Below are 16,576 nucleotides of genomic sequence, written 5' to 3' on the forward strand. Positions count from 1 at the left end.
TCCTTCAGACCAGGCTTGCAGCGCGCAGCGAGAGGGCGGCGGCCGTAAGGCTAGGATTGGCGATTCCGCAGGTCGGAAAGGTCGAGGTGCCGACCACGGTAAGGTTGCGCCAGCGGTGATGCACGAGGCCCGCATCCACGACCGACGCGGCAGGGTCATTGCCCATCCGCAACGTGCCTTGAAGGTGGGATTCAGTTGGCCGCTGCGAGCGCAGGACGATATCCTCCACCGGCAGCGGCGCGAGCAGATCCGGTAGCTTTGCCAGTGCGCGTTCCTGCCCTCGCTCGGCATAGGCGGAAGTGCCGCCGTAATGCACGACCACCTCGCCCTCACGATTGACGCTGACCCGGTTGCTATCCTCGACCGCCTCCTCGACGACGATCATCAGCGGCAGGCTCTGGCGCATTCGACCGGGCTCGGCCCGCAGGCCATGGGTCCAGCGGTTGTCGAAATAGACCAGCGCCGCGCCGCCCTCGCGGCGATGCTCGCCGTCGTAGAGCCCGTAGTTGAGCCCGGTGGTAATCGTGCTGCCGTCGAAATTGTCGACCCCGTCGAGCAGCACCTCCACATTGCAGCCAAAGGTTTCGTGCAGCCCGGCGCCGGTGAGCGGGTCGGCCATTCCCGAACGGTGCAGGATCGCCGGACTGTGAATGGCATTGGCGCCGAGCACAAAGCGGTCGCCCGCCACGCGCACCTCGCTTCCATCGCTTTCAACCACAGCGCCGACCACCGCGTCGCCGCGCGTTTCAAGGCGGGTGACTTTGGCTCCGAGCGCCAGGTCGACCGAGGGGTGATCGAAAAGGTGCAAGAGGCCGTTGTTGAGCGTGAACTTGGCGTCGACCGGGCACAGGCTGCAACGAAAGCTCGCGCAGCAGGCCGAACGCTGCGCGGTTGCCACCCGCGCCCGCGCTGTCGGCATGGCGAAGTGCCGATCTGGCTGAGCCGCCGCCATCAATCGGTCGGGGGCGCTCATGCGGTGCGGGGGCTGCGGGAAGGGAGACGACCGGGGCAGCACTGCGGCCATCCGCTCGTCGCCCGATATGGCCATGATCGCCTCGGCCTGGCCGTAATACGGCTCGAGTTCGTCGTAATCGATCGGCCAGTCTGCCCCCACACCGTAAAGAGAGCGCAGGCGGAAGTCGCTCGGGTGAAATCGGGGGGTCTGGGCGAACCAGCAATTCGTCCCGCCACCAAGGCCGATGGTAAAGTTCCAGACCTTGTCCGAGGCCGTCCGGAAGGTCTCCTGCGGTGCAATGTCACTGTGGCGATTATCTGCGATTTGCCGGTCGTGCAAACGATGCTGGCCCCACTCGAGCACGAGGATACGCGCGGGCGCCTTTCGTTCGAGCAGGCGGTGAAGATAGAAGGACGAGCCGAAGCCCGACCCGATGATCACGAGATCGTAGGCAGTGTCGGGCAGGCGCGCGATGTCGACGAACTGACGCATAAATAAGTGGGCTCTCCCGTTCTCTCAGTGCGATGCCGCGCTTAGGGGCGGGTTGAGCGCGCCGGCTCCCGCAATTTCCGGCTGCTGTCTTCGGCAATAGGCAATTCCGCCCGGGCACGATTTTCAGTGGGCGAACGGACCGGTCGCGATGTTTCGCCGCGTATTGCCCGCATCGCTTTTACGAACGCGCTCCTCGCCGGTTCGTAAATCGCATGTGGCAGCACCCTGCGCATCTTGCGATTGAGGGCGTCCAGGCTGGCCAGCGGAGAGCCGGACATTCTCGCGTGAACGCTGAAATTCCGCAGCCTTTGCACCGCGGCCGCGCTGGACCAGGCGTCTGGGCCGACGATCTGTTGCCGCTCGATCGACAGCACCGACTTGCCCGAGACCTTGGCGATCTCGATTGCCTGACCATGATCACTCTCGATAAACAACACCGCCTTGCTGTCTCTGTAAACCTCGCCCTTGAACTGCCCGTGCAAGCCAAGCCGGCGCCGCTCGCTGGCGGTCGGCAGGTCGAGCATCACCAACTTGTCGTATTGAACGCCGTGGCGCTCCAGCCATGACTCGGTCTCGGCGCGGTATTTCTCGAGCCGACTGGTGACGAGACATCCAATTCGCTGGGTTGGCCGATAGAGCGGCGACACGCCGGCAAGAAAGCGAAGATAGTTCGGACCGTCGTCATTCTCGGTTTCGTCCGGATCGACGCAAAGAACCCCGTCGATATCGACGCAGGCGTGCTGCAGGTAGACGTGGTGCATGAAGTTCCATTCGAACATCCGCGGCATCGGAAGCTCTTCGAAGGCAAAGTCCACCTCGTTGCGACCATCGGGAACGACATAGACAACCGCAAATGTGAACTTCGTGTCGCCAGCGAAGTGGCGGAGCCGTTCCCGCGCTTCCTGCATCGCGTTGCCGCGGTTGAGGCTGTCATCGATCACGAGAACATGCCGCGCCGCGCGGAAATCGTCGATCAGGCCCGCGTGCCGCTTGGTCGAACCGACACCCGACAGGCGGCCTTCGAGGAAACTGTCGAGATCCGCGTAACGCAGATTGAGCAGCAGCGAAATCGTGATCGCAGGGAGAATGCCGCTGCGAGGAATGCCGACGACCAGATCAATGTCGCGGGGGATGAGATGCAGATTCTTCGTGATCAGACCGGAAAGATCGGAAAGACTGCGATACTTCATCAAGGATCCCCCGGCATGGCCAACGGAGCGGGGGATCGTGGAGATTAGCCTTAAGTGCCCTAACTCACGTTAGCACGCCCCGCACCAGCGACAGGCTTTCGGCGATGGAGCGGCGTCCTTGCGGAAACAGGGCCGTGGCAAGAGTGGCTGCAAGATAGGCGAGTGCCACCGAGGCCAGAAGGTGAAGGATTTCCCGAAGCCCGCCGCCATCGGGGGCGAACCCTCCCCACCACAGGAGAGCGACGGCCGCCGCACCGCCGGCAAACAGGCATTGCAGGGCAACACGGTAGAGGTCGCCGGCCTTGACCGGTCCCTTGCGGCCGACGAAGGCATAAAGGACCGGCGCCAGAACAAGGGCATCGGTCAAAGCATAGGCCTGAGCGACCCCGACAGCGCCGCCGAGAAAAGTGATGCCGAACAGAAACGCGGCCAGCACAGTCGCGCCGTTGACGATGCCCCAAAAGGCGAATTCGTCCGATCGTTGCTGGCTCAGGAACAGCCAGCCGATGGTGGTGGTCAACGGTTGGTGTAGCCCGGCTATGGCCAGCCATTGCAGGATGACGATTGCCTCCTCCCAGCCCTCGCCCAGAAGCAGAGGAACCAGCCGCTCGGCCTCCATCAACAAGACGACAACGCCGGGCAGCGTCACGAGCATGATCTGGCGCACTGTCCGCAGATAGGCTGCGCGGTAGCGTTCGGGCTGTTCGACAAGCTGCGAAAGGATGGGCAACAGGACGCGACCGATCGGTCGCGACACCTGCTCGAGCGGCAGGAGAAGCAGCTTGTAGGCGCGGTCGTAGGCGCCGAGCATCGCCGATCCGGCGACCCGGCCGATGATGATGTCGTCCGCGTTCCGGGCAACGAAATTGGCAAGGTTGAAGCCCGTCACGCCGGTCCCGAACCGCAACATGGCCGCCACGTCCGCGAACGGTCCGGGACGCGATGGCACCCAGCCTGCCGCAAGCCACGATCCGATCGACACCACGAGACTGGAGACGATCACCGCCCCTACAAGCGCCCAAGGACCGGGATAGATCAGTGCGAGGCCGAGCGCCACGGCGAGGCTTATGGCCGCGGCCGAGGTTTCAATCGCTGCGATTGCGGCAAAGCGCAGGCCGCGATTGAGAACGGAGAGGTGCTGCGTGGCGACGCCGGACAGAAGAACCGAGGCGGACAAGGCGACGACGAGTGGTGCGACGTCGGGCTCGCCGAAAAACTCGGCGATGAGCGGCGCCAGCAACACAAGGAGAACCGCGAGCAACGTGGCGATGGCCATGTTGCACCAGAACAGGGTGCTGGCCTGGCTCTGGCGAATGGTCTTGGCGGTGATCAGCGCCTGGCCGATGCCGAGATCCCCCACAAGTGTGGCGAGGGCGACGACCGGCGTGACCATGGCGAACAACCCGAAGTGCTCGGGTTCGAGCAGGCGGGCCAGCAGGACCACCGAGACTATCTGAAAAACGAGCCTGACCGCCTGTGTGCCGCCGAGGATCAGCGTGCCCGAAACCCCTTTGGCCCGCAGGTCTTCGCCAGGCGGGAAAAGCAAGGGGTCGGAAGCTGACAGAGCATGGACCTTTCGACAACCGCTCAGTGGTATGATTGCGGACAGGCCTGCAGCCCTAGCGCGCAAAGCCGTGCTCACCCACGCCCCGCCTCGCGTCCGTGTACTGGGCGAACCGTATTGGCATTGCAAGCCAGGCGCCTCGCGGCCCGCCCCTTCTGGAAGGCTAACCGTCGCAGCGGGCGAGCGGGTGTTACATCGATTGCAGCCACTGGCTGAGCCCAACGAACTCGGTGCACTTGCGGGCGCACAAGTCGCGAGAGCTGCCGGAAGGTGATCACAGGTTGCTGGTCGGCCGAACGCGGGCCCGACATGTGCCTCACGAACCGCGCAGCCTTTCGTAGAGCCGCCTCGTCTCGAGCAAGTTTGCGATGCGCAACCCGACCTCGATAACGTCGAAGGGCTTCGAGACGAAGTCCTTGGCGCCCAATGCGAGCGCCCGGCGGCGGGCCTGGATCGTGGTGTCGGCTGTCAGCACAAGGACAGGGCGAAATTCATCCGCTGCATCATGGCGCGAGAACGCTTCGAGCAATTGGAACCCGTCGACCTCGGGCATCATCAGGTCCAGCAGGACAAGGTCGGGCTGAAGCGCGATGTAGGTCTCGAGCGCGCGCGTGCTTTCGGTCAGGCAATGCACATCGCGGTAGCCTTCGCGCTCGAGGATGTTGGCGAGCAGGCGCACGTTCGCTTCTTCGTCATCGATCGCGAGGATGCGGCAGGCGAGGATTTCCTCGCTGTCGATCAATTGGACGGCCATCGCGTCATCCTTCCTGCGCTTGCGTGACGGCCTCGTTCCTCACCGCCTCGCCGCCGAGCCGGAACCAGAAACGCGCGCCCGGTTGGCCAGCCGTGTAACCGATTTCGCCGCCCATCGACTGCACAAGGGTTTTGGACAGCGCGAGGCCAAGTCCGGTCCCCTCCGTCTTGGTCCTTTGGTTCTGCCCCAGGCGGTCGAAGGCGGTGAACAGCCGATTGACCTTGCCGGGATCGATGCCTGGCCCATCATCCTCGACGAAGAAGGTGACGCCGCCGCCGTCTGGCGCGGCCTGGGCTCCGAGCCGGACGAAGGCTCCGCCCGTGTTGTATTTGGCGGCGTTGCCGACAAGGTTGAGGATCACCTGCGTCAAGCGCCGGCGGTCGGCATGTACGCTCGGCGATCCGGCGGGCAGAGTCAGGTCGAACCGCAGGCCGGCGCTCGCCACGATCGGTTCGGCAAGGTCGCGTGCTTCGCGCAACAGAGCCGCTACGTCGATGCTCTCGGGCTCGATCTCCGCCCCGCCCGCCTCGATGCTCGAAATGTCGAGCAGGTCGTTGATCAGGGCCAGCAAGTGGCGGCCCGCGCGGGTGATCCTCTCGACCGCCTCCTGGTGCCGTCCGCTCAGGGTCTCGGCGTCGATCTCGAGCAATTGGCCGAAGCCGAGAATGGCGTTGAGCGGCGTGCGCAATTCATGGCTGGTGCGCGACAGAAATTCGCTTTTGGCGAGGCTGGCCGCCACCGCCTCCTCGCGCGCGAGTTGCAGGGCCTCCTCGCTGCGGCGACGCTCGGTCATGTCGCGGGTGACCTTGGCAAAGCCTTGCAACGCGCCGTTTTCGTCGCGCAGGGCGGTGATCACGACATTGGCCCAGAAGCGCGTGCCGTCCTTGCGCACCCGCCAGCCCTCATCCTCGGCCGAGCCGTTCGCACGTGCCCGTTCCAGCATCTGGGCAGGAAGAAAATCGCGGGTCTCGTCAGGGTAGAAGCGGCTGAAATGCTTGCCGAGGACCTCGTCCGTCTGCCAACCCTTGATGCGTTCAGCACCGAGGTTCCAGCTGGTAACGATCCCCTGCCGGTCGAGCGTGAAGATGCCGTAGTCCCGCACCCGCTCGATAACGAGCCGGAACCGTTCCTCGCTGGTGCGCAGGTCATCCTCGCGCTCGCGAAGCAGGGCGCTGGCACGGCCCAGCTTGACCGTCAGCCGCCCGATTTCGTCCGCCTCCTGGGGCAGGTCCACCAGTCGCTCGCCGCGGGCGAGCAGTTCTGCATTATGCTCAAGCTTGCTGACCCGCCGCACGATACCGGTGGAGAAGAGATAAACCGCCGCGAGGCTGCCGAGCAGGCCGACCAGCCCGCTAACAGCCGTCAGCGTGAGGAAGCGGCGGCGCACCTCGTCGACAAGCGCGCGGCGTTCATCCAGCACCACCGCCTCGCGCCGCTGGATTTTCTCGATCTCGCTCCGCACGGTATCGAGCGTCAGCTCGTTGGCCATCAGCGCCCGCTCGATCGCTTCAGACGAAGCCGCCTCTTCGCTCCGGGCAAGTTCGACCGTAGCCCGGAGGCTCGCACGCTTTTCCTCGGTGACCTGTAGCAAGTCGACGAAATAGCGGCTCACCACCGGATCCTCGATTGCAATATCGAGCCGCTGCAAGGTCGCGGGAAGCTCGATCTCGGCGGCGCGGTAGGGCACGAGAAAGCGGTCCTCGCGGGTCAGGGCATAGCCCCGTACGCCGGTCGCCGCCTCGGCCAGCAGCGCATGGACCTGGTAGATGTCGCGCTGGATCGCGAAGGCGCGGCGCACGTCGTCTTCGGCGCGTGTCTCTGCGCTACTGGCCAGGTAGAGCGAGACCAGTGAACCGAGCAGGATGGTAAGCGGCATCGCCACCACCACCAACCCCTTGAAGGCGAGCGGCCGATCGGTCCAGATCCGCATCAGCAAGGCGGAACGGCGGGCGCTCATCGCACGGCCCCTCCCGCCTGCATTGTTACCGCCAGTACGGCCGCCTGCGTTCGGTCCGCGACGCCGAGCTTGCCGATCAACCGCTCGACATGGACCTTCACAGTCGCCGGACTGATGCCGAGTTCGCGTGCAATTTCCTTGTTGGTGAGGCCCTCCGCAACCAGCGCGACCACTTGCTGTTCGCGCTCTGTAAGAACCTGCGCGAGGCTGGACGGTGACGGCGCGGCCAGCACAGGTGCCCGCAAGGCCGCAGTGACAAGCTCGAGCGGTAGGGCCGACTGTCCGGCGAGGACCTGCTCGATCGCGGCGCACAGGTCGCCGATTGCCGTGTCCTTGAGCACATAACCTGCCGCCCCTGCGCCAAGCGCTTCGCGAACATAGCCGGGCATGTCATGCAGCGTCAGCATCAGCACCCGGATCGGCAGGCGGAGCGCGGCGATGCGCCTTGTTGCCTCCAGACCATCGATCCCGGCGCCAAGGCGCACGTCCATCAACACCACGTCCGGCACCAGTTCACGCGCGTGTTCGACCGCCTGTTCGCCGGTGTCGGCAAGCCCGACGACGTCGTATCCCTTTCCGGTCAACACCGCGGCAAGGCCCTCGCGCGCGAGTTGGTGATCGTCGACGATGAGTATCCGAGCGCTGCTCATCATAGACTCCCGCGCGGCAGCCGCGCTTCGACCGTGACCCCCCGCCCCGGCTTGCCGGACCATTCGAGTGTGCCTCCGAGCGCGCTCATACGTTCGTTCATGACGTCGATTCCGACCCGGTGGCCAGTCGCGCCGTCCTGCCCGCGCACCGGGACAGCGGGGCCGCGTCCTTCGTCGATGATCCTGAGGACAACGGGATCGTAATCCAGCCGCGCCTCGACGCTGACCGCGCAAGGGCCGCCGGCATGCTTGTGGATGTTCGCAATCGCCTCTTGCGCAACCCGGAACAGCGCAGTCTCGATCAGCGGAGCGAGCCTTGCGTTTTTTCCTTCGAGCACCATCCGCACAGCAAAGCCTTCGGCTGCGAGCCCTTCTCCCAATGATTGCAGCGCAGCCAGCAGGCCGAGGTCGTCGAGGAGGGTCGGGCGCAAGCCGGCGATCACACGGCGCAGTTCGGACACCAGGCCGCGCGCGACCTGCTTGGGTGCGGGGCCGGCAGCCGCAGCACCGGCACTTTCCGCACCCTCCAGCAGGCGGACAAGCGCGGTTGCCGTCTGCGCAACGCCGTCGTGCAGTTCATGACTGACCCGCCGGCGTTCCTCCTCCTGCGCGGTGAAGACCTTCTCCAGCATCAGCGCGAGCCGCTTCTCGCGCTCCTGCAGCGCAGCGAGCAGCTCGCTGCGTTCGCGCTCGCGCGCAATCCGGTCGATGGTCGTGCCCATCAGTTCGAGATGCATCCGAAAAGCTTCGCGATCCTCGACATCCGGGACCGCATCAATCTCTTCAAGATCGGGGATGACAAGCCGCGCCACCACCGCACCGCCCGCTCCTGGTGCCCTTATCGCGATGCCTCGCGCGCCATCGGCACGAGCGATCTCGGCGGACTGGCGGCCGGCGAAGAACGCGAGGCGTTCCGCGCACGTCTGCAGCACTTGGTCCAACGTACCGTCATCGGCCCTCGCCAATTCGCGCCCCGATATCGACAGCAACCGCAAACGTGCCGCGCGCGCCTCTGAAGCGCGGTAGAGCTCGCGCAATTCGGCAACCGTCTCGGCATCGGATGAAAGGGCGTAAGGGCGCGTCACCATGCTCTCCAGCTTAGAGCCTTGAAGCAAAAGCGCATAGGCCACCCGGCCTAGGCCGCAAGGGGAGCCGAATGGCCGATTTTCCGGAGAGCGCGAAACAGTATCTCTTTTCCACGTGCTGCGACCGAGCCCCTGACGACAGGTGGTGATGCTGCGACGCGCGTTCGGACCACGTGCTAATGGAGACACCTGCCATGACCAAGACCTCCCTCGCCATCGCCGCTGCGGGCATCGCTCTCGCCGTGGGCACGCCCACCTATGCCCAGGCCATGACCGCACCCATCGGCGCGGGCACCAATATGCAGCCTACCGAAGCCCAGCTCGAATGCATCACCGAAAAGGAGGTGATCGCGCGGCAGGGCGAATGGGGTGACGGCATCGTGCGGATCGGCAAGGTCTTCCGCGATGGCGGCGACTACCGCGAGGCAGCTGCAGACCACATCGACGAGTTCTATGCCTATGATCTCAGCCTCGTGCTGTTCAAGCCGACGCTTGCCGCGGTCGAACAGTTCCGCTCAGGCTTCGATGGGGCGCTCTCCTATTTCGTGGGCGGCAACGAATCCTTTCCCGAAGACAAGGGCTTCGCGATCAAGCCATGGACCAAGGTCCGCTGGCAGAACGCCGGGATCATGAACAATGTCTGTCACATGGCCGTGGCGATGGGGAACTACTACTTCACCCCGGCCGATGGAGGCGCAGAGACCAAGGTCGAATACACGATCGGGTACATCCGCGACGCGCAAGGCAAGCTGAAGATGGCCGTCCACAGTTCGACCATTCCCTATAGCGGCGGTTGATCCGCCCAGGCCCGCTGCGCCGCTTCCGGCTGGATCGGCGCAGCGGAGACCATGACTTTGCTTCCGCCCTCGTTCCGCCCCCCTAACCGAGTATCCATCCCATGGCGAATAACGCGCCTCTCAAGATCGCTCTGGGCGCGAGCGCGCTCGCGTTGACGGCCTCCCCCGCCGCTGCAACCGAGGACGACTTGAACGTTTGGGCCGGTCAGTTCGTCGTGGCCGACGTGGACGAGGATGGCGACTGGTTCGTGCGCGGGGAGGCGCAGGAACGGTTCACGAATGATGCCGACCGGCTCGGCCAGCTGCTGCTGCGCATGCTGGTCGGCTATCGCCTTAACAAGGACGTGAGCATCGGCGGCGGCTATGCCTATATCCTCACCGACCCCGTCGGCCCCGTCAAACTGAACGAACACCGCTACTATCAGGAACTGAATGTCAGGCTCTTCGACCGGGACGGCATTACCCTCGACAGCCGCACCCGCCTCGAGCAGCGCACCTTCGAAGAGGGTGAAAGCACCTCGTGGCGGTTCCGCAATTTCGTCCAGCTGCGCGTTCCGGTCAGCGAGAACAACAAGCTGGTCGCCTATACCGAGCCCTTCATCGAGCTGAACGAAACCGATTTCCAGCGCGGCGGCCTCAGCGTGTGGCGCAATTTCGCCGGGGTCTCGATCCCGATTGCGGAAAGGATCGAGGTGGTGCCGGGCTACCTCAACCAGACGGTATTCCGCGAAGGCGAAAACCGCATGGACCACGTGGCAAACGTGAACCTGTTCATGTCTTTCTGATCAGGCGTACGCCGCCATGCTTGAACCACAATCCTAGCTTGAAAGCCGGGCAACAAGCGCTTCGGCAACCGGGTCGCGGGGACGCACTTTCAGCGTGGCGTGGGCTTCGCGCAAAGCCCCTTCTTCGTCGCCGGTGGCAAGAAGCGCCTGAGCGAGATCGCGGCGCACCGGATACCAGAACGCAGGCGGATCGCTGAAGCGGCTGAAATCTTCGGTTTCCTCGATCAGCGCAGCTTCCGCAAAAGAAGCCGCGGCGTCGTGATAGCGCCCTTCCATCATCGCCCGCCGCCCGACCAGCACCGCCCGCGTGATCGCCAGCATCTGATCGGCGGCGGCCAGCCGGTTTTCCTCCTCGGCGTCCGACAGTTCCATCCGCACGGGAATTGCGTCCCGTTCCGCCATCATCTTGTCGGTGTCGCCCAGAAACGCGTAGGCCTCGCCGCGCGCATAGTGCCATGCCGCCTTGAGATAGGGCAGCTTCGGCTCCTCCAGTTCGAGCACGTCCATAGGGCTATCGAACCGCGCAACCGCGAAATAGGCCGACGACAGCAGCAACTGGCCGAAAAAGCCGCCTTCCTCCTGCGCCTGCGCGCGGGCGACCAGCGGGCGGGCGAGCATCAGGGCAGTGCGGGAATCATCCGCCATCATCGCCCCGCCCAGCCCGAAAATCACATTGTGGGTGTGATAGGGGATGTTCCAGACCTGCATCGGATCGTCATCGCCCATCATCATTGCCTGATGTTCACCGATCTGCACCGCGATGCGGTTGGCCTCGGCGGCCTCGGCATAGCGCCCGACCCAGTAATAGGTGTGCGACGGCATATGGACGAGGTGGCTGGCATCCAGCTTCATCGCTGCCAGCCGGTCGGCCTGGCTCTCGGCCAGGCTCGGCTCGCCGTAAATCTCGGTAGCGTGGATGTAGAAATGGATCGCGCCGGTGTGATCGGGATTGCGCGCCAGCACCGGCTCCAGGAAATCCATCGCGACGCGCATCGATTCCTTGCCATAATCGGACGTCATTTGCGCATCGGCGGCCAGCGTCTGCATTGTGGCGTGTTCAGGATGAGCCGCTGCCAGACGCGCCATGGCGGCGGCATAGGCAGTGTCGCGCTCCGCCGTGTCGCCCTTTCCGCGATAACGTTCCACCAGCGCGGCAGCGAAGCCGGTTTCCAGATCGGACCCGCCCGCCTTCGCCAACGCAAGCGCGCGCTTCGCCACCGCCAGCGGCTCTGCGCGTTCATCCATCTCCTGACCGTAATTCAGGGTCGGCCCCAGCGCATAGGCGTGACCGGCAAGGCACATCGCACAATCGGGGTCCAGCCGGACCGCTTCGGCCATCGCGTCGATCGCTTCCTGATGGGCAAAGGCGAACGCCAGTTCGATCCCGTTATCGAAGAAAGCCTGAGCCTCGGGAACGGTAGTTGCGATCGGAAATCCGCCATTGCCGTAATTCGGCAGCAGTTTGGTGCCTGCCGGGTTCGGCGTGGCGGCATGATCGGAGTGGCTGCCAGCAGAGGCGGCCTCAGCCGCAGCGCTGACCGCTTGCTCGCTATGTCCGCCTTGATCGTCCTGCGCTGATACGCTTGTCGCAACCAGTGCTGCCGATGCAGCAAATGCCCATTTGAACATCATCTATTCCTCTGATCCTGCCTGCTCTTCGGACGCTCGGGCGCGTCAGTCTGTCCATAAACCAGCGCGGCTGTCAGCGTAGCTGCGGCCCATACGACAAGCATTTTGTTCATTCGTGCCCCCAACCGCCGAGCGGAGGCCGGAGAGAAATCTTCCGGCACCTGATTGCGGCGAGAGTGGAGAACGGCTTGGGTCCGGTCAATCGAGCGATCGTCAAAAAAACGTCAATCCGCCTGTCCTTTCGGCGCGCTTCTCCCAAGAGGCCGTCCCCGACGCCCTCACCGACATCATCGACCATTTGCCAATGACATCAGCGCGCGGGCGCGGGCCGGCCGATTGGTGTCAACGACGCTCGAATTCCGCGATCAGCGCCTTCAGATGCGCCCGGTGCGCCCGGGTTTCTGCATCCGCAATCGGCGGGGTGGCGATGGCCTTGATCCGGGCAATCCCCGCCAGCGCCGCCGAGCGTGCGACGTAATCGAAATTGGGCAGTGGTCGCGGCCCTCCCGGCGTCTGCTCGACCCCGCCACCTTGACCGGCGGCAACGGCGATAAGACGCTGGAGGTATTCGATCTGGAGGTTCTGGCGGTAAGTGTTGACCGGCGTCAGGCGATCCGCGTTGAACACCGCCCCGGTCAGCTCCTCCATATAAGCGCCGACGGAATATTCCCCGCCATAGCGGCGGGTGTCCGTCAGCCGCGACAGGACGTTGGGATGCAGGAGGTGATTGAGCAGAGACTGCTGAATGCGCAGCGCCCGTGCATGCGGCTTGGGATCGATATTGGTGCCGAAGGAACCGAAACCGCGCCGCTGCACCTGCAACTGGCCCAAGAACGCCTCGCCAGCTTCGAAAGCGTCTGGAGCGAAGGCGACTTTGCTCACAACCCCGAGCGCGCGCCGTTGCTCCGCCACCGGAACCGGCACCAGCGGCTGTTCGGCCCCCGGCTGCCCCACCGCGCCGCGATTATTGTAGATCCCCGCAATCCACCGCGAGGCGATTTCCGCCACGCGGGCCTTCTGACCGGTCAGGATCAGATAGCTATCGTAGAGAGCCTGATAGCTCTCGCCGGTTTCGAGCACACGCGTCGGCAACAGCGCGAGCGTCTGGTCGATCAACGTGGCCTGTCCCGCCGCCCAACCGATCGGATCGCTGGAAAGGTCGTTGATCATCACCCGCGGATCGATGTGCATTCCGGGCGAGCGCATGTCGTCGGCATCATTGCCGAACGCAAGCACGGGCTCGGTCGAGCGCGCGAGGATCGCATCCCGAGCGGTGTTATCGGTGGTGTAGCCGAACTCGATTGCCCAGATGTCGTAGGGGCCGGGACGAACCGTCGCGAACTGCCCCTGCGGCTGACCGGGCGCGGCGATATTGATCGCCGGATAGTCCATCACCGAACTGGCCGGCGGCGCCGAGGGCGATCCGAGCGTTTCGAGCGACACGGTGTGGGACGAGCGCATGTTGTGATTGAGGCCCAGCGTGTGGCCGATTTCATGCAGCACCAGATAGTAGACCATCTCCCGAACGAGCTTTTCGGTCAGCGCTTCGCCCGCACCCTGCGCCACCAGCATGGCGCGCGCGGCCATCATGTTCGACTGCAGCAGCCCCGCCAGATCGCAGACCGCGCCGCCGTGCCGCCCGTGCGCTTCCGCTCCGCCGATGCCAGCCTGCCCTGTCGCCGGAAGCGCGGCGGTATCGAAAACTTCCGAATAGCGCAGGCGGTTGGTCAGGAAGGAATATTCCAGCATGATGTCCGCGCCGATGATCTCGCCGGTGCGCGGGTTGGTGAAGCTGGGGCCGTAGCCGCCGAACGGCGGGTTGGGCGACGATGTCCACCGCAGCACGTTGTAACGGATGTCGCCTGCATCCCAACCGGCATCGTCGGGCTGGATCTGCACTTCGACCGCGTTCGAGAAACCTGCTGCCTCGAACGCCTCGTTCCAGGCGAGCGCAGCGTCGCGGATCGTGCCGCGCAGTTCCACCGGCGTGGTGTTCTCGATCCAGAACGTGATCGGTTTGACCGGGTCGGAAATCGCCGCTTCCGGGTTTGTCTTCTCGAGCCGCCAGCGGTTGATCACATCCTTGAACGGCGTGTGCGAGAACGAGGTCAGATCGGTCGACTCGCCGGTAAAATAGCCCACCCGGTAATCATCGGCGCGCGGTTCGAAACCAGGCTCGGGCATGGCCAGAAACGAATGCTGCACCAGAATCGCGACCGAGCGCGGATCGGTGATGTCCGGATTGCCGAAATGCACCGGCTTGAGATTGTCGAACACATATTCGACGCGGATGTCGGTGTTGGCGGGGAAGTTGCCGAACTCGGTGATCTGGGTCTTGTCCTTGGACAATTCGCCCAGCGCGAAGCTGGAACCCGGCTTGGCATCGGGCGATTGCCACGGCTGGATCCGGTGCAGCGCCTCCCCTTCGAGCAGAGCATCGGCCGAGATCAGGATCCGCTTGCCGTCCTCGCTTTCGGCCGCGATTGCGACATTGCCGATCGGCGCGCGTGCAATATTTGCGCTGGACGCGCGCGACAGGGCGCTGGCCTCATCGAAATAGTAACTGGTGTTCACCGCCTCGACCTCGACGCGATCGAACCGGCGATTGAACGTCACGATCCTGTTTTCGCGGAAATTGCCCCGAAAAGCGCCGGCCTCGACCGGGCCGTTTTCGGTGTAGGTTAGGTAGATGAACTCGTCGCCGAACTGCTCTGCGTCGATCTCGAGGAAAACCTCTCCGGTTTTCAGGTTCCGGTAGATCGGGAACAATCCATCGGACCTGTCCAGATCAGCGACAAATTTGGAGAGGGATTTTTCCTTCTTTTCCTCCGCGGCAGCTTCTGCCTTGTCCTTTTCCTTGTCCTTGGCGTTGGCGCCCGATGCCGCGATCAACGCCGCGCTCAGGAAAAGAACCCACTTCTGCATACCGCCCCCTCGATTGAACTGCCCTCGCCGGTCAGTTTGCGATGATCGCCAATGCGATGCAAGCAGTTTGCAGAAGTCAGTTCAGGCCCGAACACCTTACCTCTGGGAGAGCTTCCAGCCCCAGGTGAGCAGGCATGGGGGGACGTTCAACAGCGCGAAACCGGTTTCCACCTTGCCGAACCGTTGCGCTGTAAGCCTGCGCGCAGCATCGCGGAACTGGTAGGTCAGGAAAGCCCCGCCCTCGCGCAGCACCGAATAGGAAGTATCGACGATTTCCTGACCCTGTTCGACCGACAGGGCAGAGAACGGCAGGCCCGAAAGGATGTAATCGGCCTTGGCGTGTCCCGTCGCCCGGATGAACTTGTCGACATCGGTGGCCGAGCCGAGAACCGCATGGAAACGGTCATCGTGGATCGATTGCCTGAGGTAATCGATGAAGCGGGAATTGGTGTCGATCACCAGAAGCTTGCCGTCGGCTGGCAGGCGATCGAGAATATGCGAGGTGAAGGTACCGACCCCCGGACCATATTCGACGAACAGGCTGCAATTTTCCCAATCGACCCGTTCCAGCAACGCATCGATCGTGCTTTTGGATGAAGGAACGATCGAGGCAACCATGCGGGGATGATCAAGAAAACCGCGAAAGAAGATCGCGGCGGAATGGGCGAATCGCATGATCGGCTTTCGCGGTTTTTGGATCGCCGGTTCGTTCAATTCGTCTACGTTCATATTCTTCCACCTGAGTGAGATGCTGCACCAAAGGGAGCGCATCCTGATTAAGACACAGCACCACCATATATGCACCCGCTCTGCGAAAACCATCCGCAGAGGCGGTCGTTCAGCTTTCCAAAGCCTCCGACATCCCGGGCGATCACCGCGCGAAATGCAGCGCTTTCCGGCTCAGGAGCAACACGCTCGCGGCCGAAATGCATAAATGTGGCCCCATGCGCGCTCCCTAGACAATGTGAGCGATTCATCAATGCAGAGGATGCCGCCTTGCCACTTGATCTGATCCGGCAGGCAAGGATTTGAGGAAATCCGATGCGACGGCGCGTTCGAGCGGAAGCGATCCAAAATCACATTGGAGCCCTGCGGTCGCTAACGTGGATCAGCATAGCTGCCTGACCCGTCCGGGATGGCCGCCGCCGCCGACAGAGCGACCAAACCCCTACCCATGTAAGGAAAGCGCGGGCTCGGGCCTGCTAGCCTTTCGATAAGGCCGCTGGCCGCAGCCCTGACTGATGAGGTGATCCTTGAGCAAACACAAATGGCTCATTGCAGTTTTGATTATCGGAGGATTGGTCGGCGCAGTGATGCTGTTGTGGCCACTTTGGCAGACGGCCACGGAGTCGGACACGGAAGCCTCGCAAGCGCCCGATTTCGGTTCGACCATCCGGGTCGAGAGCCCGCGAATCATGCTGCCGGAACGGGCTGGCGGTGCGGCAAGGGTCTATCTCGACATCACCAATATCGGCGAACAGACGGCGCTTCTCACCGAAGTGCGGTTGGCGCATGCAAGCGCCACCGGAATGCAGGAAACGGAAGGTCCCGCCTGGATGCCGGTCGCGAACCTCGCAATCGAACCGGGCGAGACACTGAGCCTACATCCCGACGGCGAGTTTGCCGCCATCTCGAACTACGATTCGAACGTCGTGCCAGGCGCGATGATCGATGTTACACTCGTATTCGGCACATCGGCGGCGATCACTGTGCCGGCGCAGGTTTTCAAGGCGGTTTGATCCGCCGCGCCGTCGCCCCGATGTTCGGGGCAGCCGCTTCAACTCACACGTTCC

The 16,576-nt window shown here is 63.7% G+C and carries 13 protein-coding genes; 3 read left to right on the top strand and 10 right to left on the bottom strand.

Features of this window, described 5'->3' with window-relative positions; all coding sequences use genetic code 11:
* Positions 1-4: 4 nt before the first annotated feature.
* From Q0L48_RS02835 to Q0L48_RS02865, 7 genes are all read right to left on the bottom strand, one after another.
* Positions 5-1,447, bottom strand: coding sequence for a GMC oxidoreductase (locus Q0L48_RS02835; protein WP_296716951.1), 1,443 nt, complete (start codon positions 1,445-1,447; stop codon positions 5-7).
* 41 nt (positions 1,448-1,488) lie between these two features.
* Positions 1,489-2,637 (bottom strand): phosphoribosyltransferase family protein, encoded by a 1,149-nt coding sequence (locus Q0L48_RS02840; protein ID WP_296716953.1) that lies wholly within the window; start codon positions 2,635-2,637, stop codon positions 1,489-1,491.
* A gap of 64 nt (positions 2,638-2,701) precedes the next feature.
* Positions 2,702-4,183, bottom strand: coding sequence for a lipopolysaccharide biosynthesis protein (locus Q0L48_RS02845; RefSeq protein ID WP_296716956.1), 1,482 nt, complete (start codon positions 4,181-4,183; stop codon positions 2,702-2,704).
* A gap of 334 nt (positions 4,184-4,517) precedes the next feature.
* Positions 4,518-4,955 (bottom strand): response regulator, encoded by a 438-nt coding sequence (locus Q0L48_RS02850; RefSeq protein ID WP_296716957.1) that lies wholly within the window; start codon positions 4,953-4,955, stop codon positions 4,518-4,520.
* A gap of 4 nt (positions 4,956-4,959) precedes the next feature.
* Positions 4,960-6,912, bottom strand: coding sequence for an ATP-binding protein (locus Q0L48_RS02855; RefSeq protein ID WP_296716959.1), 1,953 nt, complete (start codon positions 6,910-6,912; stop codon positions 4,960-4,962).
* Positions 6,909-7,562 (bottom strand): response regulator transcription factor, encoded by a 654-nt coding sequence (locus tag Q0L48_RS02860; protein WP_296716961.1) that lies wholly within the window; start codon positions 7,560-7,562, stop codon positions 6,909-6,911. Before Q0L48_RS02860 ends, Q0L48_RS02855 begins: the two co-directional genes overlap by 4 nt.
* Entirely contained in the window at positions 7,562-8,650 is a 1,089-nt protein-coding gene (locus tag Q0L48_RS02865; RefSeq protein ID WP_296716963.1) for an ATP-binding protein, read from the bottom strand. Before Q0L48_RS02865 ends, Q0L48_RS02860 begins: the two co-directional genes overlap by 1 nt.
* A 191-nt stretch (positions 8,651-8,841) precedes the next feature.
* Between Q0L48_RS02865 and Q0L48_RS02870 the strand changes: the two genes are divergently transcribed.
* Positions 8,842-9,444 (top strand): phosphoribosyl-AMP cyclohydrolase, encoded by a 603-nt coding sequence (locus tag Q0L48_RS02870; protein WP_296716966.1) that lies wholly within the window; start codon positions 8,842-8,844, stop codon positions 9,442-9,444.
* A gap of 101 nt (positions 9,445-9,545) precedes the next feature.
* Positions 9,546-10,229 carry a DUF2490 domain-containing protein gene (locus tag Q0L48_RS02875; RefSeq protein ID WP_296716968.1) on the top strand — a complete coding sequence of 228 codons (684 nt, stop codon included), beginning with the start codon at positions 9,546-9,548 and terminating at the stop codon, positions 10,227-10,229.
* 33 nt (positions 10,230-10,262) lie between these two features.
* On the opposite strand, the gene Q0L48_RS02880 is transcribed toward Q0L48_RS02875, so the two are convergent.
* The 3 genes from Q0L48_RS02880 to Q0L48_RS02890 all read right to left on the bottom strand — a co-directional run bounded on the left by Q0L48_RS02880 (position 10,263) and on the right by Q0L48_RS02890 (position 15,512).
* Positions 10,263-11,858 (bottom strand): hypothetical protein, encoded by a 1,596-nt coding sequence (locus Q0L48_RS02880; RefSeq protein ID WP_296716971.1) that lies wholly within the window; start codon positions 11,856-11,858, stop codon positions 10,263-10,265.
* Between the two features lie 342 nt (positions 11,859-12,200).
* Complete coding sequence (locus tag Q0L48_RS02885) at positions 12,201-14,783, bottom strand: zinc-dependent metalloprotease (RefSeq protein ID WP_296716978.1); 2,583 nt, start codon at positions 14,781-14,783, stop codon at positions 12,201-12,203.
* A 96-nt stretch (positions 14,784-14,879) separates the two neighbouring features.
* Complete coding sequence (locus Q0L48_RS02890) at positions 14,880-15,512, bottom strand: methyltransferase domain-containing protein (RefSeq protein ID WP_296716980.1); 633 nt, start codon at positions 15,510-15,512, stop codon at positions 14,880-14,882.
* Between the two features lie 524 nt (positions 15,513-16,036).
* Here Q0L48_RS02890 and Q0L48_RS02895 point away from each other — a divergent pair.
* Positions 16,037-16,522, top strand: a complete 486-nt coding sequence (locus tag Q0L48_RS02895) for a copper chaperone PCu(A)C (RefSeq protein ID WP_296716982.1) — start codon at positions 16,037-16,039, stop codon at positions 16,520-16,522.
* Positions 16,523-16,576: the final 54 nt, after the last annotated feature.

This window comes from Erythrobacter sp., from assembly GCF_024305245.1.
Taxonomy (GTDB): Bacteria; Pseudomonadota; Alphaproteobacteria; order Sphingomonadales; family Sphingomonadaceae; genus Erythrobacter.